This window comes from Variovorax sp. BGA-UO-ETr-C22, from assembly GCF_059567965.1.
The window spans coordinates 551,992-570,319 of record NZ_JCAQPA010000010.1 but is presented as its reverse complement, the minus strand read 5'-3'; the positions used below and the strand labels follow the sequence as shown (position 1 = coordinate 570,319).

Genomic DNA, 18,328 nt, shown 5'->3' with positions numbered 1-18,328 from the left:
CTGGCGTGCTCCTCCCTGAAGCGGGGTTGTTGGAGCCTCAGATCTTACGCAGGCGCATGCGCGCGGCTTCGGCGTGCGCCTGCAAGCCCTCGCCTTCGGCCAGCGTGACCGCGATCGGGCCCAGCACCTGCGCGCCGGCCTCGCTCACCTCGATGAGGCTGGAGCGCTTCTGGAAGTCGTACACGCCCAGCGGGCTCGAGAAACGCGCCGTGCCGCTCGTGGGCAGCACGTGGTTCGGGCCGGCGCAGTAGTCGCCCAGGCTCTCGCTGGTGAAGTTGCCCAGGAAGATCGCGCCGGCGTGGCGCAGCAGCGGTTCCCAGCGGTGCGGTTCGCTGCTGCTGACTTCCAAGTGCTCGGGCGCGATGCGGTTGCTGATCTCGCAGGCCTCTTCCATGCTCTTCGTGTGGATCAGCGCGCCGCGGCCGTTGAGGGAGGCGGCGATGATCTCGGCGCGCGGCATGGTCGGCAGCAGGCGGTCGATCTCGGCCTGCACGCGGTCGATGTAGGCGGCGTCGGGGCACAGCAGGATGCTTTGCGCCAGCTCGTCGTGCTCGGCCTGGCTGAACAGGTCCATGGCCACCCAGTCGGGCGGCGTGGAGCCGTCGGCCAGCACCAGGATCTCGCTCGGGCCCGCGATCATGTCGATGCCCACGGTGCCGAACACGCGGCGCTTGGCGGCGGCCACGTAGGCGTTGCCGGGGCCGGTGATCTTGTCGCAGGCCGGGATGGTGGCCGTGCCGTAGGCCAGCGCGGCCACAGCCTGCGCACCGCCGACGGTGAAGCCGCGCGTCACGCCGGCCACGTAGGCGGCGGCGAGCACGAGCTGGTTCTTCTCACCCTTCGGCGTGGGCACGACCATGATGATTTCGCCCACACCGGCGACGTGCGCGGGAATGGCGTTCATCAGCACGCTCGACGGGTACGCGGCCTTGCCGCCCGGCACGTAGATGCCCACGCGGTCCAGCGGCGTCACCTTCTGGCCGAGCAGCGTGCCGTCGGCGTCGCGGTAGCTCCAGCTTTCGCCGGAGGCCTTCTTCTGTGCCTCGTGGTAGCTGCGCACGCGGCGCGCGGCGGCTTCGAGCGCGTCGCGCTGCACAGCGGGGAGGCCTTCGAACGCGGCCTTCAGTTCAGCCTGCGTGAGCTCCAACTCGGGCAGCGTCTTCGCGTCGAGCTTGTCGAAGCGGTTCGTGTACTCCAGCACCGCTTCGTCGCCGCGCTTTTGCACGTCGGCCAGGATGTCGGCCACCACCTTCTCGATCGCCGCGTCCGCGTCCGCGGACCAATGCAGCCGCGCCTTGAATTCAGCGTCGAAGCTGGCTGAGTTCGTGGACAGTCGGGCGGGGGCTGCTTGCAGAGTCATGGGCGTGAGGTTCAGGCGGAGGGAATGGCGGACGCAAAGGCGTCGATGATGCGGCGGATGGGTTCGCGCTTGAGCTTGAGCGCGGCCTGGTTGACGACCAGCCGGGCGCTGATGTCCATGATGCGTTCCACCTCGACGAGGTGGTTGGCCTTGAGCGTGTTGCCGGTCGAGACCAGGTCGACGATGGCGTCGGCCAGGCCCGTGAGCGGCGCCAGTTCCATGCTGCCGTAGAGCTTGATCAGGTCGACGTGCACGCCCTTGCTGGCGAAGAAGTCGCGCGACAGGCCCACGTACTTGGTCGCCACGCGCAGGCGCGAGCCCTGCTTCACGGCCGAGGCGTAGTCGTAGTCGGCGCGCACGGCCACGCTGAGGCGGCAGGCCGCGATGCGCAGGTCCAGCGGCTGGTACAGGCCCTGGTTGCCGTGCTCGAGCAGCACGTCCAGGCCGGTCACGCCCAGGTCGGCGCCGCCGTACTGCACGTAGGTGGGCACGTCGGAGGCGCGCACCAGCACCACGCGCACGTCGGGGCGGGTGGTGTCGAGGATGAGCTTGCGCGACTTCTCGGGGTCTTCGGTGACCTCGATGCCGGCGGCGGCCAGCAGGGGCATCGTCTCTTCGAAGATGCGGCCTTTGGAAAGAGCCAGGGTGATCATGCGGCGGCTCCGGTCACGCGTTCAATGTCGGCACCGAGGCCGCGCAGTTTCGATTCCATGCGGTCGTAGCCCCGGTCGAGGTGGTAGATGCGGTCGACCAGCGTCTCGCCCTCGGCCACAAGGCCGGCGATGACGAGGCTGGCGGAGGCGCGCAGGTCGGTGGCCATCACGGTGGCGCCCGAGAGCTGTTGCACGCCCTCGACCATCGCGACCTTGCCTTCGACGTGGATGCGCGCGCCCAGGCGCACCATCTCGTTCACGTGCATGAAGCGGTTCTCGAAGATGGTCTCGGTGACCATCGAAGCGCCGCGCGCGATCACGTTCAGGGCCATGAACTGGGCCTGCATGTCGGTCGGGAAGCCGGGGTATTCGGTGGTGCTGAAGCTCTGCGCCTTCAGGTGGTCGTAGGCCGGGCCCTGCGAGCCGATGCGGATGCCGTCGGGCTCGGTCACGACGGTGCAGCCGGCGTCGCGCAGCTTGTCGATCACGGCGTCGAGGTGGTCGCCGCGCGCGTGGCGCAGGAAGGCCTCGCCGCCGGTGGCCGCCACGGCGCACAGGAAGGTGCCGGCCTCGATGCGGTCGGCCACCACGGCGTGTTCGCAGCCGTGCAGCTTCTCGACGCCCTGGATGCGGATGTGGCTGGTGCCGTGGCCTTCGATCTTCGCGCCCATGCGGATCAGCATTTCGGCCAGGTCGACGATCTCGGGCTCCTGCGCGGCGTTCTCGAGCAGCGTCTCGCCCTCGGCCAGCGCGGCGGCCATGAGGAAGTTCTCGGTGCCGGTGACGGTGACCATGTCGGTCAGGATGCGCGCGCCCTTCAGCCGCGTGCGGCCCTCGGGCAGGCGCGCGACCATGTAGCCGTGCTCGACCACGATCTCGGCACCCATCGCCTGCAGGCCCTTGATGTGCTGGTCGACCGGCCGCGAGCCGATGGCGCAGCCGCCGGGCAGCGACACCTTGGCGTGGCCGAAGCGCGCCAGCAGCGGGCCCAGCGCCAGCACCGAGGCGCGCATGGTCTTCACGAGTTCGTAGGGGGCCTCGGGATTGCCGAGCTCGCCGGCGTTCAGGCGCACGGTGCCGTTGTCGTCGGCCTCGGCCGTCACGCCCATGTTGCGCACCAGCTTGAGCATGGTCGACACGTCCTGCAGGCGCGGCACGTTGTGCAGCACCACGGGCTGGTCGGTCAGCAGCGCCGCGCACAGCTCGGGCAGCGCGGCGTTCTTGGCGCCGGAAATGAGCACTTCGCCGCGAAGCTCACGCCCGCCGCGAATCAGAAGTTTGTCCATGAAGGATCCAGCGAAATCAGGAGGCCCGCAGGGGCCGGAAAGTCATTTGTCCACGGCGGCCCATTCGGCCGGCGTGTAGGTCTTCATCGAGAGCGCATGCACCTCGTCGGTGTGCATTTTCGCACCGAGGGTGGCGTAGACCCGCTGGTGGCGCTGGATGGCGCGCTTGCCCTCGAATTCGGCCGAGACGATGGTCGCGTACCAATGTCGGCCGTCGCCCTCGAGCGTGATGTGCTCGCACGGCAGATGGGCAGCGATGATGGCTTGGAGTTCGTCAGCGGTCATGGGGTCTTGGAAGGCGGGTTCAGCCGCGGATTTTGTAGCCGATGCGCAGGAGGTGAACGGCAATCGCGCTCACCACCAGCCAGGCGGAACCGACGATGCCGAAGCTCAGCCAGGGCGAGGCGTCACTCACCCCGAAGAAGCCGTAGCGGAAGCCGTCGATCATGTAGAAGAAGGGGTTCAGGTGGCTCACGCTCTGCCAGAACGGCGGCAGCGAGCCGATCGAATAGAACACGCCCGACAGGAAGGTCATGGGCATGATCAGGAAATTCTGGAACACGGCCATCTGGTCGAACTTCTCGGCCCAGAGCCCGGCGATGAGGCCGAGCGTGCCCAGCATGGCCGAGCCCAGCAGCGCGAACACCAGGATCCACACCGGCGCCACGAAGCTCGGCACGGCGAAGAAGACGGTCACGGCGAACACGCCCACGCCCACCGCCAGCCCGCGGATCACCGAGGAGCCCACGTAGGCGAAGAACCAGCCCCAGTGCGACAGCGGCGTGAGCAGCACGAACACGAGGTTGCCCATGATCTTGCTCTGGATGATCGAGGACGAGCTGTTCGCGAATGCGTTCTGCAGCACGCTCATCATCACGAGGCCGGGGATCAGGAAAGCGGTGTAGCCCACGGAGCCGTAGACCGTCACGCGGCCTTCGAGCACATGGCCGAACACCATGAGGTACAGCAGCGCGGTGAGCACCGGCGCGCCGACGGTCTGGAAGCCGACCTTCCAGAAGCGCAGCGTTTCCTTGTAGAGCAGCGCTCGCCACCCAGTGACGGCCATCATCGCGACACCTCCAGCGGCGTCTGCTCGCCCGCCATCAGGTCGATGAACACGTCTTCCAGGTCGGCCTTGCGCATTTCCACGTCTTCCACCGCGACGCCGGCTTCGCGGATCGCGGCCAGCAGTTGTTCGACTTCATGCGCGTTCTGCGCCGGCAGCTGCACGATGCGCCCGGTGATGCGCGCGTGCTGGGCGATGGCCCAGGGCAGCATGGCATCGGTCTTGAAGCGCAGCACATTGCTCGCGGCCGATTTCAGCAGCTCGCTGGTGCGGTCCAGCGCGATCACCTTGCCGAGCTTGAGCATCGCGATGCGGCTGCACAGGGCTTCGGCTTCCTCGAGGTAATGGGTGGTGAGCAGCACGGTGCTGCCCTGCTTGTTGAGCTTGGCGACGAACTGCCAGAGCGTCTGGCGCAACTCGACGTCGACGCCGGCCGTGGGCTCGTCGAGCACGATGACCGGCGGCTTGTGCACCAGCGCCTGCGCCACCAGCACGCGGCGCTTCATGCCGCCCGAGAGCTGGCGCATGTTGGCCGTGGCCTTGTCGGCCAGGCCCAGGCTCTGCAGCAGCTCGTCGATCCAGGCTTCGTTGTTCTTGATGCCGAAGTAGCCCGACTGGATGCGCAGCGACTCGCGCACGTTGAAGAAGGGGTCGAACACCAGCTCCTGCGGCACGATGCCGAGCTGGCGCCGGGCTTCGGCGTAGTCGCGCTGCACGTCGAAACCGTGCACGCTGATCGCGCCCGCCGTGGGCCGCGACAGGCCCGCCAGCATGCTGATGAGGGTGGTCTTGCCCGCGCCGTTGGGGCCGAGCAGGCCGAAGAACTCGCCCGGCTCGATCTGGAAGGAAACCTCGTCGACCGCACGCAGCCCCTGCTTGCCTTGGGCGCGTTGCTGACGGGAGGGAGGGTAGGTCTTGGAGACCGACTGGAATGAGATCGCGGGCATGGGAGCCCGCGATTTTACGGGCGATGGGTTTTTCGGCGCTGCTCAGGGGTGAACGTGGGAAGCCGGCCGCGCTAGGCATCGGCCCGGAGTTCACCCACAATCCCGCCGGTGCCGATTTTGCGCACCGCAACCGCCCATCGCGAGGAACGCCAATGAAGTGTTTGACCCGCAGCCCCCTCCCAACCGTTGCCGCCCTGCTCCTGGCGATGGTGCTGACTGCTTGCGGGGGAGGAGGTGGTGGCGGCGGAGGTGGCGGCATCGCCCTTGTTGGCGGCGGCGCAGGCGCTGGCGCAGGGGGCGGCACCGCCCAACCTTGCACTTCATCTGCCGGTTCGGCCCAGCTGCCAGCCCGCGATGCACTCATTGCGCGCGCCAAGTGCCTGGAGTTGGACACGCCCTACGTGCCACCACCCGGCGATGTGCTGGAGCACAACACGTCCGGCTATGCCAAGGCCATGTGCTCGGCGGTCTTCATCACCGGACTCGATCCTGCGGTCGCCGCCGAAACCATCGGGTACTTCACGGGGCCGTACGAACAGCGCAAGAAGGTAGGGGCGCCGGTCGTCGACCGCACCAAGAAAGAGGTGCGGATCACGATGCCCAACGGCGGTCCGACGCTGGTGGCTCGCCACTTCGGATCGCAGGGCTGCATCACGCTGCCGCCCGGCAAGGACGACGTTTTCTTCACACCCGTCAATGTCAAGAGCGCGCTGGCCGACCCCACGACCGTGCCCTGGCCCATGGGCGATGTGCTGTCGAACGACCCGCCGCCCGCCGACGTCGACATGGCCAAGGTGAACCAGGCCATCGGCGCCGCCTTTGAAACCACGGAGGCCTACACCGCGGCCTTCGTGGTCACGCACAAGGGGCGGCTCATCGGCGAGCGCTACATGAGCGGCATCAGCGCGACAACGCCGCTCGAATCATGGTCGATGGGCAAGAGCGTCGTGGCCACGATGATGGGCGTTCTGATCAAGCAGGGCGTGTACAAGCTCGACCAGCCCGCGCCGATTCCCGAATGGCAAGGTGCCGGCGACGGCCGCCAGCAGATCCGCATTGCCGACATCCTGCGCATGTCCAGCGGGCTGCGCATCAAGGCCCCGGACGATCCGGACTTCGATCCCAACGGCACCTACCCCGATCACATCTACTACTACACGGGCCGGATCAACGCCTTCAACTACGCTGCGACCCGACCGCAGCAATGGCCACCCAACACGGTGGGCCGCTACCGCAACACCGATCCGGTGCTTGCCAACTACCTGGTCCGCCTTGCGGTCGAGAAGCGCGGCGAAGAGTACCTCTCGTTCCCGCAGCGCGCCATCTTCGACAAGATCGGCATCCGCTCCATGGTGATCGAGACCGATCCCTACGGCAACTTCCTCACGCAAGGCTACGACTTCATGTCGGCGCGCGATTGGGCCCGGCTGGCCAATCTCTACCTGCAGGACGGGGTGTGGAACGGGGAACGCATTCTTCCCGAGGGGTTCGTCAACTTCGTGAGCACGGCCGCACCAGCCTGGGCCGCAGACCAGCGCCCCATCTACGGGGGATTCTTCTGGATCAATGGAACGGGAGCGCTGGCGGTGCCAACGACGGCCTACTACATGCTCGGCGCAGGGGGCCAGTTCGTGCTCGTGATTCCGTCGCACGATCTTGTGGTCGTGCGCATCGGCCACTCCAAGGGGGAGCGATTCGCGACCTCAACCCTGAACAAGGCGCTCTCGCTGCTGACCGCAGCGGTGCCACGCACGCGCTAGGGTGTCAGGGTGCGGCGGGCAGAAGGCCCGCGATGCCGTACAGCGCGGCCAGCTCGCGCAGGCGCGGCGACAGGCCCTTGACCGAGAACCCCCGGCCCAGCGCGCTGGATTCGCGCCGGCACTCGAGCAGCACCGCCAGCGCGGAGGAATCGAACTGGGCCAGTGCCGTGGCGTCGACCACGGTGGACGACGAATCGGTCTGGCCCTTGAGCCCCTGCTGCAGCATGCGCATGCAGGCAGGAGCTTCGTCGTGGGTGAGTCGGGAGGGAAGGACCAGCATGGCGTGCGCCCGTCAGCCCTTGCCGTTGCCCTTGTTGCGCGCGGCCAGCGCGGCAATCAGGCCATCGATGCCGCTCTTGTTGATTTCCTGCGCGAACTGGGTGCGGTAGGTGTCGACCAGCCAGACGCCCAGCACATTCAGGTTGTAGACCTTCCAGCCGGCGCCCTGCCCCGGGGTCTTTTCGAGGCGGTAGTCCAGCTGCACCGGGTCGCCGCGGCCCTTGACCTCGGTGCGCACGAGCACGTCGGTGTCGGTGGGCGCGCCACGGAACGGGCGGATGGTGACGGTCTGGTCGCTCACCTGGTCGAGCGCGCCGGCGTAGGTGCGCACGAGCAGGGTCTTGAACTCGTCCTGCAGGCGCTTTTGCTGCTCGGGCGTGGCCTGGCGCCAAGCCGGGCCGACGGCCGAGGCGGTCATGCGCTGGAAGTTGACGTTGGGCATGATCTTGCTGTCGACCAGCAGCATGATCTTGTTGATGTCACCGGCCTTGATCGACGAGTCGGCCTTGATGGTCTCGAGCACGTCGGTCGACAGGCGCTTGACGAGCGCATCGGGGGCTTCGTCGGCCGCGAATGCGCTCTGGTGCACGAAAGCGGTGGCGGCGCCGAACAGCAGCGCGCCGGCCAATGCCAGGCGGCCCAGGTCGCGTCGTTGCAGCAAGATCTTGTTGTTCATGGTGAGTCCCTCAGGTTGAATTGTCTTCCCTGCACGGTGCAGCCAATGGCCCCGTGCTGAGACAGGAACGGTTTCGACAGGCGCCAGGCCGACCGGGTTCCTGAAGCGGAGGTGAAGCCTTGCAACCGGATGCAAGCAGGACCACCCCGTCCGCCCTCTTTTGCCGTCACTTGCCGGCGTTGTCGTCGTCCGGCGGGTTGCCGTCGTAGACCTGGTTGCGGCGGCGCTGCAGGAACGCATCGCGCGTGAACGAATATTTGTCGAGCGCGGCTTCGTCGAGCAGGCGAGTGGCACCCAGGTAGCGCGAGCGGGTGTCCACGACACGCAGGCCCGCCAGCGAATTGCGCCAAGCGATGTCGTGGATATGGCCCTGCGCGTCGCCGTACATGTCGAGCGGCCGGGCGATCGTGTCGCGCAGCGTCGAGGGGCCGAGCAACGGCAGCACGACGTACGGACCGGCGCCCACGCCCCAGTAGCCCAGCGTCTGGCCGAAGTCTTCCTCGTGGCGCGGCAGGCGCGCCTCGGAGGCGACGTCGAGCAGGCCGCCCAGGCCGAAGAAGGTGTTGACGTTCAGCCGCATGAAGGTCTCGGCGCTGTTCTGCAGCTTGAGCTGGGCCACGTTGTTGGCCAGGCTCCAGATGTCACCGAGGTTGCTGAAGAAGTTGGTCACGCCCTGGCGCACCAGCGAGGGCACCACGTTCTGGTAGGCAGTGGCCACGGGCTCCAGCACGGCTTCGTCGACGGTGTCGTTGAAGCGCGTCATGCCGCGGTTGTACGGCTCGAAGGGGTCGGTCGGGCTTGCGCCGGATCCGGTGGCGCATCCGGCCACGAGGGCGAAACCGACGGTGGCGGTGGCCCAACGGGCGGAGCTAGCTACACTTTTAATAGCAGTCGACGAAAAAAGTCGTGTGGTCATTTCTTGTTGGCTGTTCCCGGCGCCGTATTCCCCTCGGCGGCCTTGCTGTACAGGAACTGGCTGATCAGGTTCTCCAGCACCACGGCCGATTGGGTCGCGGTGATGGTGTCGCCGGCTTGCAGGTTCTTTTCCTCGGCGCCCGCCTCGATGCCGATGTACTGCTCGCCGAGCAGGCCACTGGTCAGGATCTTGAGCGAGCTGTCCTTGGGAAAACTGTAACGGTTTTGCAGCGCCAGCGTCACATCGGCCTGAAAGGCCTTGTCGTTGAACGCGATGGATTCCACACGACCGACCACCACGCCAGCACTCTTGACCGCGGTCTGGGGCTTGAGCCCGCCGATATTGTCGAAACGTGCGGTGACCGTGTAGGTCTTCTGGAAGTTCAGGCTCAGCAGGTTGGCCGACTGCAGCGCCAGGAACAGCAATGCGGCGCCGCCGATCAGCACGAACAGGCCGACCCAGATGTCGTTGGTGGAACGTTGCATGGTTTGCACTCTCTGTCTAGAACGATGGAGCCGGGGCCCCTTTAGATACTGAACATCATGGCGGTGAGCAAGAAATCGAGCCCCAAGACCGCCAGCGACGCCATCACCACGGTGCGCGTGGTGGCGCGCGACACGCCCTCGGGCGTCGGCTGGGCCTCGAAGCCCTGCAGCAGCGCGACGAAGGTCACGGTGAAACCGAACACGATGCTCTTGATGACGCCGTTGCCGACGTCGCGCCAGACATCGACGCCGCCCTGCATCTGGCCCCAGAACGCGCCCGGGTCGACGCCCAGCATCAGCACGCCCACGACATAGCCGCCCATGATGCCGACCGCGCTGAACACGGCCGCCAGCAGCGGCATGGTGATGACGCCGGCCCAGAAGCGCGGCGCGAGGATGCGCTGCACCGGGTCGACCGCCATCATTTCCATGGCGCTCAACTGCTCGTTGGCTTTCATGAGGCCGATCTCGGCCGTCAGCGAGGTGCCGGCCCGGCCGGTGAACAGCAGGGCCGCCACCACGGGACCGAGTTCGCGCACGAGGCTCAGCGCCACCAGCAGGCCGAGCGCCTCGGACGAGCCGTAGCGCTGCAGCGCGTAGTACATCTGCAGCCCGAGCACGAAGCCCACGAACAGGCCCGACACGCCGATGATGGCGAGCGAGTAGTTGCCCAGGAAATGGATCTGGTCACGCACCAGCCCGAAGCGGCGCATGATCTGCGCGCCCGGGCCGAGCAGGCGCAGGAACAGCTTGGCCGCATGGCCCATGTCGGCCAGTTGGCTGCGCACGGCAAAGCCGACGTCGGCGGGCTTCCACCAGGTCATGAGCGCCCCCCTTCCCGGTTCCCGAAATCGTCTTCGATACTGACGCCCGGATAGTGGAAGTGCACCGGCCCGTCAGGCAGCGCATTGACGAACTGATGCACCAGCGGATCGGCGCTCTCGCGCACCTCGTCGGGCCGCCCCTGCGCAGCGATGCCGCCGTTGGCCAGGATGATCACGTGGTCCGCGATGCGGAAGGTTTCCTCGAGGTCGTGCGACACGATGATGCTGGTGAGGCCGAGCGCATCGTTGAGCTGGCGGATCAGCCGCGCGGCCGTGCCGAGCGAGATCGGGTCGAGCCCCGCGAAGGGCTCGTCGTACATCACGAGGTCGGGGTCGAGCGCGATCGCGCGGGCCAGCGCCACGCGCCGCGCCATGCCGCCCGACACCTCGCTGGGCATCAGGTCGCGCGCGCCGCGCAGGCCGACAGCGTCCAGCTTCATGAGCACGATGTCGCGCACCAGCGCCTCCGACAGCTGCGTGTGCTCGCGCAGCGGAAAGGCCACGTTGTCGAACACGCTGATGTCGGTGAACAGCGCGCCGAACTGGAACAGCATGCCCATGCGGCGCCGCGCCGCATACAGCGTCGCGACATCGAAGTGGCCGACATCCTTCCCGTCGAACAGCACCTCGCCGCGTTGGGCGCGCTGCTGGCCGCCGATGAGGCGCAGCACGGTGGTCTTGCCGCCACCCGATGCCCCCATCAACGCCGTCACCTTGCCGCGCGGCACGGAAAACGACACGCCGTCGAGGATCGCGCGCGCGCCGTAGCCGAACGTGACATCGCGGAATTCGACGAAGGAGGAAGACGTGGGTGTGGCTGGGTCCATCTCAATAAAAAAGCCGGGCGCCTTCTCAGGCATCCCGGCATGCGGTTTCCGCGGATGATAACGGGGCCGCGAACGGCGCCGCTTCACTGAAACAAAAATCAGCGCGGTAAGTCGCTGAATCCCATCAAAAATTCGTCGACCGAACGCGCCGCTTGACGGCCCTCGCGAATTGCCCACACCACCAGCGATTGGCCGCGGCGAATGTCACCTGCGGCGAACACCTTGGGCACATTGGTGGCATAGCCGCCGATGAAGTCGACCGTGGCGCGCGCGTTGCCGCGGGCGTCCTTCTCGACACCGAAGGCGTCGAGCACGGTGGCCACGGGGCTGATGAAGCCCATCGCCAGCAGCACCAGGTCGGCCTTGAGGATCTGCTCGCTGCCGGGCACTTCCTGCATCTTGCCGTCCTTCCACTCGACGCGCACGGTCTTCAGGCCGGTGACCTTGCCCTTCTCGCCGATGAATTCCTTGGTCGAGATGGCGAACTCGCGCTCGCAGCCTTCTTCGTGGCTGGAGCTGGTGCGCAGCTTGATCGGCCAGTAGGGCCAGGTCAGCGGACGGTTCTCTTCTTCCGGCGGCTGCGGCATCAGTTCGAACTGCGTGACGCTCACGGCGCCGTGGCGGTTGCTGGTGCCCACGCAGTCGGAGCCGGTGTCGCCGCCGCCGATCACGATGACGTGCTTGCCGTCGGCGCGCAGCTGGCCCTTGACCTTGTCGCCTGCGTTGACGCGGTTCTGCTGCGGCAGGAACTCCATCGCGAAATGGATGCCGTCGAGGTCGCGGCCCGGCACGGGCAGGTCGCGCGATTGCTCGGCGCCGCCGGTGAGCACCACGGCGTCGAAGTCTTTCTGCAGCTGCTCGGGCGTGACGGTTTCCTTGGCCAGGTTGGTGACCTTGGAGCCCTTGCCCAGCGGGTCTTTCGCAGCACCGACCATCACGCCGGTGCGGAAGGTCACGCCCTCGGCCTTCATCTGCTCGACGCGGCGGTCGATGTGCGACTTCTCCATCTTGAAGTCGGGAATGCCGTAGCGCAGCAGGCCGCCGACACGGTCGTTCTTCTCGAACAGCGTGACGTCGTGGCCGGCGCGCGCCAGTTGCTGCGCGGCGGCCATGCCGGCCGGGCCGGAGCCCACCACGGCGACCTTCTTGCCGGTCTTGTGCTTGGCGACGCGCGGCGCCACCCAGCCTTCGTCCCAGGCGCGGTCGATGATCGCGTGTTCCAGCGACTTGATGCCGACCGCGTCGTCGTTCACGTTGAGCACGCAGGCCGCCTCGCAGGGCGCGGGGCAGATGCGGCCGGTGAACTCGGGGAAGTTGTTGGTCGAATCGAGCACCGCGAAGGCGTTCTGCCAGTCGTCGCGGTACACGAGGTCGTTGAAGTCCGGAATGATGTTGTTGACCGGGCAGCCGCTGTTGCAGAACGGCGTGCCGCAGTCCATGCAACGTGCGCCCTGCACCTTGGCCTGGTCGGTGTTCAGGCCGACGACGAATTCCTTGTAGTGCTTGACGCGCTCTTCGACAGGCTTGTAGCCCTCTTCGATGCGCTCATGCTCCATGAAGCCGGTGATTTTTCCCATCGTGCTTTCCTCTGTTCTTCGTATCTATGGCGCGCTCAGACGGCGGCCGTGGCGGGCGCGGCCAGTGCGTGCGGCTCGAGGCCGACGTGGGCGTTGTTGCCGCTGCTGGCCAGCTCGACCTGGCGGTCGTGCAGTTCGGCCAGCGCGCGCTTGTACTCGTTCGGGAACACCTTGACGAACTTGGTGCGCGACTCGGCCCAGTTGTCGAGCAGCTCGCGCGCGCGCTTGCTGCCGGTCCAGCGGTGGTGCTCTTCGAGCAGCTTCTTGAGCTGCGCTTCGTCGGTCTCGCCGCCGTGCCAGATCTTGCGATGCACGCTGGCGGTCTGCTCGGCTGAGGTGAGCACCTTGTCGAGCGACACCATCGAGAGGTTGCAGCGCGAGGCGAACTGGCCGTCTTCGTCGTAGACGAAGGCGACACCGCCGCTCATGCCGGCCGCGAAGTTGCGGCCCGTCTTGCCGAGCACGGCCACCGTGCCGCCGGTCATGTATTCGCAGCCGTGGTCGCCGGTGCCTTCGATGACCGCCGTGGCGCCCGACAGGCGCACCGCGAAGCGTTCGCCGGCCACGCCGCACAGGTAGGCCTCGCCAGTGGTCGCGCCGTACAGCGCGGTGTTGCCGACGATGGTGTTGCGCGCGGCTTCACCGCGGAAGTCGAGGCTGGGGCGCACCACCACGCGGCCGCCCGAGAGGCCCTTGCCGGTGTAGTCGTTGGCATCGCCGATCAGGTACAGCGTGATGCCGCGTGCCAGGAAGGCGCCGAACGACTGGCCGCCCGTGCCTTCGAGCTGGATGCGGATCGAGTCGTCGGGCAGGCCTTGCGGGTGCACCTTGGTCAGCGCGCCCGAAAGCATGGCGCCCACCGAGCGGTTGACGTTGCGCGCCACCTCGATGAACTGCACCTTCTCGCCCTTGTCGATGGCAGGACGCGACTTCTCGATGAGCTTCACGTCGAGCGCGCGCTCGAGGCCGTGGTCCTGGTTCTCGACATGGAAACGCGGCACGTCGGCCGGCACGATCGGCAGCGCGAACAGGCGGCTGAAGTCCAGGCCCGACGCCTTCCAGTGCTCGATGCCCTTGCGCATGTCGAGCAGGTCGGCGCGGCCGATCAGGTCGTCGAACTTGCGGATGCCCAGTTGGGCCATGATCTGGCGCACTTCTTCGGCAACGAAGAAGAAGTAGTTGACGACATGCTCGGGCTTGCCAGAGAACTTCTTGCGCAGGATCGGGTCTTGCGTGGCCACGCCCACCGGGCAGGTGTTCAGGTGGCACTTGCGCATCATGATGCAGCCCTCGACCACCAGCGGCGCGGTGGCGAAGCCGAACTCGTCGGCGCCCAGCAGCGCGCCGATGGCGACGTCGCGGCCGGTCTTCATCTGGCCGTCGGCCTGCACGCGGATGCGGCTGCGCAGGCGGTTGAGCACCAGCGTCTGCTGCGTCTCGGCCAGGCCGATTTCCCACGGGCTGCCCGCGTGCTTGATCGACGACCAGGGCGATGCGCCCGTGCCGCCGTCATGGCCCGCGATCACGACGTGGTCGCTCTTGCACTTGGCCACGCCCGCGGCGATGGTGCCGACGCCGATTTCGCTCACCAGCTTCACGCTGATGCTGGCGTGCGGCGCGGTGTTCTTCAGGTCGTGAATGAGCTGAGCCAGGTCTTCGATCGAGTAGATGTCGTGGTGCGGCGGCGGCGAGATGAGGCCCACGCCCGGCACGGCATAGCGCTGCTTGCCGATGTACTCGGTGACCTTGCCGCCGGGCAGCTGACCGCCCTCGCCCGGCTTGGCACCTTGCGCCATCTTGATCTGGATCTGGTCGGCCGAGTGCAGGTACTCGGCGGTGACGCCGAAGCGGCCCGAAGCCACCTGCTTGATGCGCGAACGCAGCGAGTCGCCGTCGTTCAGCGGCAGGTCGACCTCGACGTTGGCCGCGCCGATCACGCTCTTGAGCGTGTCGCCCTGCTTGATCGGGATGCCCTTCAGTTCGTTGCGGTAGCGCGCCGGGTCTTCGCCGCCTTCGCCCGTGTTGCTCTTGCCGCCGATGCGGTTCATGGCAATGGCGAGCGTGGCGTGCGCCTCGGTGCTGATCGAGCCCAGCGACATCGCGCCGGTGGCGAAGCGCTTGACGATCTCGGCAGCCGCTTCGACCTCGTCGACCGGAATGGCCTTGGCCGGATCGATCTTGAACTCGAACAGGCCACGCAGCGTGAGGTGGCGGCGGTTCTGGTCGTTGATGAGCTGCGCGTATTCCTTGTACGTGTTCCAGTTGTTGGAACGCGTGCTGTGCTGCAGCTTGGCGATGGCGTCGGGCGTCCACATGTGCTCTTCGCCGCGGGTGCGCCAGGCGTATTCGCCGCCGGCGTCCAGCATGTGGGCGAGCACCGGGTCGTCGCCGAAGGCGGCCTTGTGCATGCGGATGGCTTCTTCGGCGATCTCGAAGACGCCGATGCCTTCCACGCGGCTGGCGGTGCCGGTGAAGTACTTGTTCACCGTCTCGGTGTTCAGGCCGATGGCTTCGAACAGCTGGGCGCCGCAGTAGCTCATGTAGGTGCTGACACCCATCTTCGACATGATCTTCGACAGGCCCTTGCCGATGGCCTTGACGTAGTTGTAGACCGCCTTGTCGGCGCTCAGGTCGCCCGGCAGGTCGGCGTGCATGGCCGCCAGCGTTTCCATCGCGAGGTACGGGTGCACGGCTTCGGCGCCGTAGCCGGCGAGCACGCCGAAGTGATGCACTTCGCGCGCCGAACCGGTCTCGACCACGAGGCCGGCCGTGGTGCGCAGGCCCTCGCGCACGAGGTACTGGTGCACGGCCGACAGCGCCAGCACGGCGGGGATCGCCACTTGCGTCGGGCCCACGCCGCGGTCGCTCACGATCAGGATGTTGTGGCCGCCCTTGATGGCATCGACCGCTTCGGCGCACAGCGAGGCCAGCTTGGCTTCGACGCCTTCATCGCCCCAGCCCAGCGGGTAGGTGATGTCGAGCACGTAGCTCTTGAACTTGCCCTGCGTGTAGCGACCGATGTCGCGCAGCTTCGCCATGTCGGCGAAGTCGAGAATGGGCTGGCTCACTTCGAGCCGCATCGGCGGGTTGACCTGGTTGATGTCCAGCAGGTTCGGCTTGGGACCGATGAAGGACACCAGCGACATCACGATCGCTTCGCGGATCGGGTCGATCGGCGGGTTGGTCACCTGCGCGAACAGCTGCTTGAAGTAGTTGTACAGCGGCTTGTTCTTGCTGGAGAGCACGGCCAGCGGGCTGTCGTTGCCCATGGAGCCGATGCCTTCTTCGCCGGCCTGCGCCATCGGGCTCATCAGGAACTTGATGTCTTCCTGGGTGTAGCCGAAGGCCTGCTGGCGGTCGAGCAGCGCCACCTGGCTCACCGGGATCGCGGCCGGCTCGGCCTTGACGCTGTCGAGCTTGATGCGCAGGTTCTCGATCCACTGCTTGTAGGGCTTGCTGTTGGCGAGGGTGGCCTTGACCTCCTCGTCGTCGATCATGCGGCCCTGCTCCAGGTCGATCAGGAACATCTTGCCGGGCTGCAGGCGCCACTTGCGCACGATCTTCTGCTCGGGCACGGGCAGCACGCCCGACTCCGACGCCATGATGACCAGGTCGTCGTCGGTCACGCAGTAGCGCGAGGGGCGCAGGCCGTTGCGGTCGAGCGTGGCGCCGATCTGGCGGCCGTCGGTGAACACGATGGAGGCCGGGCCGTCCCACGGCTCGAGCATGGCGGCGTGGTACTCATAGAACGCGCGGCGGCGCGTGTCCATGGTGGCGTGCTGTTCCCAGGGCTCGGGAATCATCATCATCACGGCCTGGCTGATGGGGTAGCCGGCCATCGTCAAGAGCTCGAGGCAGTTGTCGAAGGTGGCGGTGTCGGACTGGCCGGCGAAGCTGATCGGGTAGAGCTTTTGCAGGTCGGCGCCGAGCACGGGCGACGACATGACGCCTTCGCGCGCCTTCATCCAGTTGTAGTTGCCCTTGACCGTGTTGATTTCGCCGTTGTGGGCGACATAGCGGTACGGGTGGGCCAGCGGCCACTCGGGGAAGGTGTTGGTCGAGAAGCGCTGGTGCACCAGGCCCAGGGCCGAGACGCAACGCTTGTCCTGCAGGTCGAGGTAGTAGGTACCGACCTGGTCGGCCAGCAGCAGGCCCTTGTAGACCACGGTGCGGCTGGACATGCTCGGAACGTAGTATTCCTTGCTGTGCTTGAGCTTCAAGCGCTGAATGTTGGCGCTGGCGGTCTTGCGGATCACGTACAGCTTGCGCTCCAGCGCGTCCTGCACGATCACGTCGTTGCCGCGGCCGATGAAGATCTGGCGCAGCAGCGGTTCCTTTTCGCGCACGGTGGGCGACATGGGCATGTCGCGGTTGACCGGCACGTCGCGCCAGCCCAGCAGCACCTGGCCTTCGGCCTTGATGGCGCGTTCCATCTCTTGTTCGCAGGCTTCGCGGGAGGCATGTTCCTTCGGCAGGAAGATCATGCCGACGCCGTATTCGCCCGGCGGGGGCAGCGTGACGCCCTGCTTGGCCATTTCTTCGCGGTACAGCAGGTCGGGCAGCTGGATCAGGATGCCCGCGCCGTCGCCCATCAGCTTGTCGGCGCCGACGGCGCCGCGGTGGTCGAGGTTCTCGAGGATCTTCAGGCCCTGCAGCACGATGGCGTGGCTCTTCTCGCCCTTGATGTGGGCGACGAAGCCGACGCCGCAGGCGTCGTGCTCATCGGCACCGGAATACAGACCGTGTTCTTGGAGGTGTTGAATCTCGGCAGCCGTCGTCATGGCGCGCTCCTTCAGTTTTCGCAGGGAAAGGGAGCATATTGCGATGCACAAAGAATGCCAAACACTTTAATGGGGGTCAGATTCCTATTAAATCTTGAGTTTTCTTGTCAGAATTAAATTGGGGACATATTAAAAGCAGGAGCACAACTCCCAACAAGGGCGCGACTTTCAGCCGCTTTCAGTCCGGATCTTTGGCGGGCGCGGGCGGCCGGCCGGCCTTGGCCTTGATCACCCGGCGCTCGGTGGACTTCTGCAACGTGTCCAGAAAACCGTCGTCGCCAGCCGCCCAGCCGCGCAGGGTGGCCTCGGTCAGGGCCTGCTGATCGGCCGCGCGAACCCCGCCACGCACCAGTTCGGCATACGCCGCCTCCCGCGCGAAGGGCGTGTTGCCGAGCTCCCAGTACAGCGGATGCGGCGTCAGCAGGCGGTCTTGCCGCAGGCCGGCGTAGTGGCCGTGGCTGGACCACGGGAAGTCGCGCGCCTCGGCGACCATGCCGGCACGCACCGGGTTCAGGTCGATGTAGGCCATGCAGGTCAGCAGGTAGCGCTCGGTCTGGATCAGGGTCGATCTGTAGCGCCCTTCCCACAAGGTGCCGCTACGACGATGGCGGTCGTTGAAGTAGCGCACGTAGCTGCGCCCGACCGACTGCATGAACTGCGGCAGGCCCGTGGCACTGTCAGGCGTGGCCAGCAGGTGGAAGTGGTTGTCCATCAGCACGTAGGCGTGCAGCGCGATGCCGAAGCGCGCGGCATTCTCGGCCAGCAGGCCGAGCAGCTTCTCGTGGTCGGCGCGGTCCACGAAGATCGGCTGGCGGTTGTTGCCGCGCTGGATCACGTGGTGCGGCATGCCGGCCAGCGTGAGACGGGGGAGACGGGCCATGGGAACGATGG

16 protein-coding genes are annotated in these 18,328 nt (G+C 66.7%); 1 reads left to right on the top strand and 15 read right to left on the bottom strand.

All coding sequences use genetic code 11. The features are described 5' to 3' along the window. Positions 1 to 37: 37 nt before the first annotated feature. From hisD to AC57B8_RS16025, 6 genes are read right to left on the bottom strand one after another with little or no spacing between them, the layout of a single operon-like run. Positions 38 to 1,360 (bottom strand): histidinol dehydrogenase, encoded by a 1,323-nt coding sequence (hisD, locus tag AC57B8_RS16050; RefSeq protein ID WP_492679583.1) that lies wholly within the window; start codon positions 1,358 to 1,360, stop codon positions 38 to 40. An 11-nt stretch (positions 1,361 to 1,371) separates the two neighbouring features. Next, on the bottom strand, positions 1,372 to 2,013 hold the full coding sequence (hisG, locus tag AC57B8_RS16045; protein WP_390346376.1) for an ATP phosphoribosyltransferase: 642 nt from the start codon (positions 2,011 to 2,013) through the stop codon (positions 1,372 to 1,374). Continuing rightward, positions 2,010 to 3,299: a UDP-N-acetylglucosamine 1-carboxyvinyltransferase gene (gene murA / locus AC57B8_RS16040; protein WP_062471705.1), complete on the bottom strand. Its 1,290-nt coding sequence runs from the start codon at positions 3,297 to 3,299 to the stop codon at positions 2,010 to 2,012. Before murA ends, hisG begins: the two co-directional genes overlap by 4 nt. A gap of 42 nt (positions 3,300 to 3,341) precedes the next feature. Continuing rightward, entirely contained in the window at positions 3,342 to 3,584 is a 243-nt protein-coding gene (locus AC57B8_RS16035; protein WP_062471708.1) for a BolA family protein, read from the bottom strand. 19 nt (positions 3,585 to 3,603) lie between these two features. After that, on the bottom strand, positions 3,604 to 4,368 hold the full coding sequence (locus tag AC57B8_RS16030) for an ABC transporter permease (RefSeq protein WP_487847952.1): 765 nt from the start codon (positions 4,366 to 4,368) through the stop codon (positions 3,604 to 3,606). Beyond that, the gene (locus AC57B8_RS16025; protein WP_070059934.1) at positions 4,365 to 5,312 is read right to left on the bottom strand and encodes an ABC transporter ATP-binding protein; all 948 of its coding nucleotides are present in this window, start codon (positions 5,310 to 5,312) and stop codon (positions 4,365 to 4,367) included. Before AC57B8_RS16025 ends, AC57B8_RS16030 begins: the two co-directional genes overlap by 4 nt. 386 nt (positions 5,313 to 5,698) lie before the next feature. Here AC57B8_RS16025 and AC57B8_RS16020 point away from each other — a divergent pair, with 386 nt between their 5' ends. Further along, the gene (locus AC57B8_RS16020) at positions 5,699 to 7,072 is read left to right on the top strand and encodes a serine hydrolase domain-containing protein (RefSeq protein ID WP_496480110.1); all 1,374 of its coding nucleotides are present in this window, start codon (positions 5,699 to 5,701) and stop codon (positions 7,070 to 7,072) included. A 4-nt stretch (positions 7,073 to 7,076) separates the two neighbouring features. On the opposite strand, the gene AC57B8_RS16015 is transcribed toward AC57B8_RS16020, so the two are convergent. The 9 genes from AC57B8_RS16015 to AC57B8_RS15975 all read right to left on the bottom strand — a co-directional run bounded on the left by AC57B8_RS16015 (position 7,077) and on the right by AC57B8_RS15975 (position 18,317). After that, on the bottom strand, positions 7,077 to 7,352 hold the full coding sequence (locus AC57B8_RS16015; protein WP_062471718.1) for an STAS domain-containing protein: 276 nt from the start codon (positions 7,350 to 7,352) through the stop codon (positions 7,077 to 7,079). Positions 7,353 to 7,364: 12 nt separating this feature from the next. Beyond that, positions 7,365 to 8,027 (bottom strand): MlaC/ttg2D family ABC transporter substrate-binding protein, encoded by a 663-nt coding sequence (locus tag AC57B8_RS16010; protein ID WP_062471721.1) that lies wholly within the window; start codon positions 8,025 to 8,027, stop codon positions 7,365 to 7,367. A 166-nt stretch (positions 8,028 to 8,193) separates the two neighbouring features. Continuing rightward, a complete protein-coding gene (locus AC57B8_RS16005; RefSeq protein ID WP_070059937.1) occupies positions 8,194 to 8,943 on the bottom strand; it encodes an MlaA family lipoprotein in 750 nt (249 codons plus the stop codon). Continuing rightward, positions 8,940 to 9,428, bottom strand: a complete 489-nt coding sequence (mlaD, locus tag AC57B8_RS16000; RefSeq protein ID WP_062471729.1) for an outer membrane lipid asymmetry maintenance protein MlaD — start codon at positions 9,426 to 9,428, stop codon at positions 8,940 to 8,942. Before mlaD ends, AC57B8_RS16005 begins: the two co-directional genes overlap by 4 nt. Before the next feature lie 41 nt (positions 9,429 to 9,469). Further along, positions 9,470 to 10,252 (bottom strand): lipid asymmetry maintenance ABC transporter permease subunit MlaE, encoded by a 783-nt coding sequence (gene mlaE / locus AC57B8_RS15995; RefSeq protein WP_062471733.1) that lies wholly within the window; start codon positions 10,250 to 10,252, stop codon positions 9,470 to 9,472. Beyond that, on the bottom strand, positions 10,249 to 11,112 hold the full coding sequence (locus tag AC57B8_RS15990; protein WP_062471736.1) for an ABC transporter ATP-binding protein: 864 nt from the start codon (positions 11,110 to 11,112) through the stop codon (positions 10,249 to 10,251). The genes mlaE and AC57B8_RS15990 overlap by 4 nt, the downstream gene beginning before the upstream one ends. A gap of 65 nt (positions 11,113 to 11,177) precedes the next feature. After that, on the bottom strand, positions 11,178 to 12,656 hold the full coding sequence (locus AC57B8_RS15985; protein ID WP_062471739.1) for a glutamate synthase subunit beta: 1,479 nt from the start codon (positions 12,654 to 12,656) through the stop codon (positions 11,178 to 11,180). Positions 12,657 to 12,691: 35 nt separating this feature from the next. Then, a complete protein-coding gene (locus AC57B8_RS15980; protein WP_495270007.1) occupies positions 12,692 to 17,437 on the bottom strand; it encodes a glutamate synthase-related protein in 4,746 nt (1,581 codons plus the stop codon). A 178-nt stretch (positions 17,438 to 17,615) separates the two neighbouring features. Further along, positions 17,616 to 18,317, bottom strand: coding sequence for a transposase (locus AC57B8_RS15975; protein ID WP_496480109.1), 702 nt, complete (start codon positions 18,315 to 18,317; stop codon positions 17,616 to 17,618). Positions 18,318 to 18,328: the final 11 nt, after the last annotated feature.

Bases quoted from the DNA above. Each gene is read 5' to 3' on its own strand.
- AC57B8_RS16035 (WP_062471708.1), bottom strand. From the start codon at position 3,584: ATGACCGCTGACGAACTCCAAGCCATCATCGCTGCCCATCTGCCGTGC.
- AC57B8_RS16025 (WP_070059934.1), bottom strand. From the start codon at position 5,312: ATGCCCGCGATCTCATTCCAGTCGGTCTCCAAGACCTACCCTCCCTCC.
- AC57B8_RS16010 (WP_062471721.1), bottom strand. From the start codon at position 8,027: ATGAACAACAAGATCTTGCTGCAACGACGCGACCTGGGCCGCCTGGCA.
- AC57B8_RS15980 (WP_495270007.1), bottom strand. From the start codon at position 17,437: ATGACGACGGCTGCCGAGATTCAACACCTCCAAGAACACGGTCTGTAT.
- AC57B8_RS16030 (WP_487847952.1), bottom strand. From the start codon at position 4,368: ATGATGGCCGTCACTGGGTGGCGAGCGCTGCTCTACAAGGAAACGCTG.
- AC57B8_RS16015 (WP_062471718.1), bottom strand. From the start codon at position 7,352: ATGCTGGTCCTTCCCTCCCGACTCACCCACGACGAAGCTCCTGCCTGC.
- murA (WP_062471705.1), bottom strand. From the start codon at position 3,299: ATGGACAAACTTCTGATTCGCGGCGGGCGTGAGCTTCGCGGCGAAGTG.
- hisG (WP_390346376.1), bottom strand. From the start codon at position 2,013: ATGATCACCCTGGCTCTTTCCAAAGGCCGCATCTTCGAAGAGACGATG.
- AC57B8_RS15990 (WP_062471736.1), bottom strand. From the start codon at position 11,112: ATGCCTGAGAAGGCGCCCGGCTTTTTTATTGAGATGGACCCAGCCACA.
- mlaE (WP_062471733.1), bottom strand. From the start codon at position 10,252: ATGACCTGGTGGAAGCCCGCCGACGTCGGCTTTGCCGTGCGCAGCCAA.
- mlaD (WP_062471729.1), bottom strand. From the start codon at position 9,428: ATGCAACGTTCCACCAACGACATCTGGGTCGGCCTGTTCGTGCTGATC.
- AC57B8_RS16005 (WP_070059937.1), bottom strand. From the start codon at position 8,943: ATGACCACACGACTTTTTTCGTCGACTGCTATTAAAAGTGTAGCTAGC.
- hisD (WP_492679583.1), bottom strand. From the start codon at position 1,360: ATGACTCTGCAAGCAGCCCCCGCCCGACTGTCCACGAACTCAGCCAGC.
- AC57B8_RS15985 (WP_062471739.1), bottom strand. From the start codon at position 12,656: ATGGGAAAAATCACCGGCTTCATGGAGCATGAGCGCATCGAAGAGGGC.
- AC57B8_RS15975 (WP_496480109.1), bottom strand. From the start codon at position 18,317: ATGGCCCGTCTCCCCCGTCTCACGCTGGCCGGCATGCCGCACCACGTG.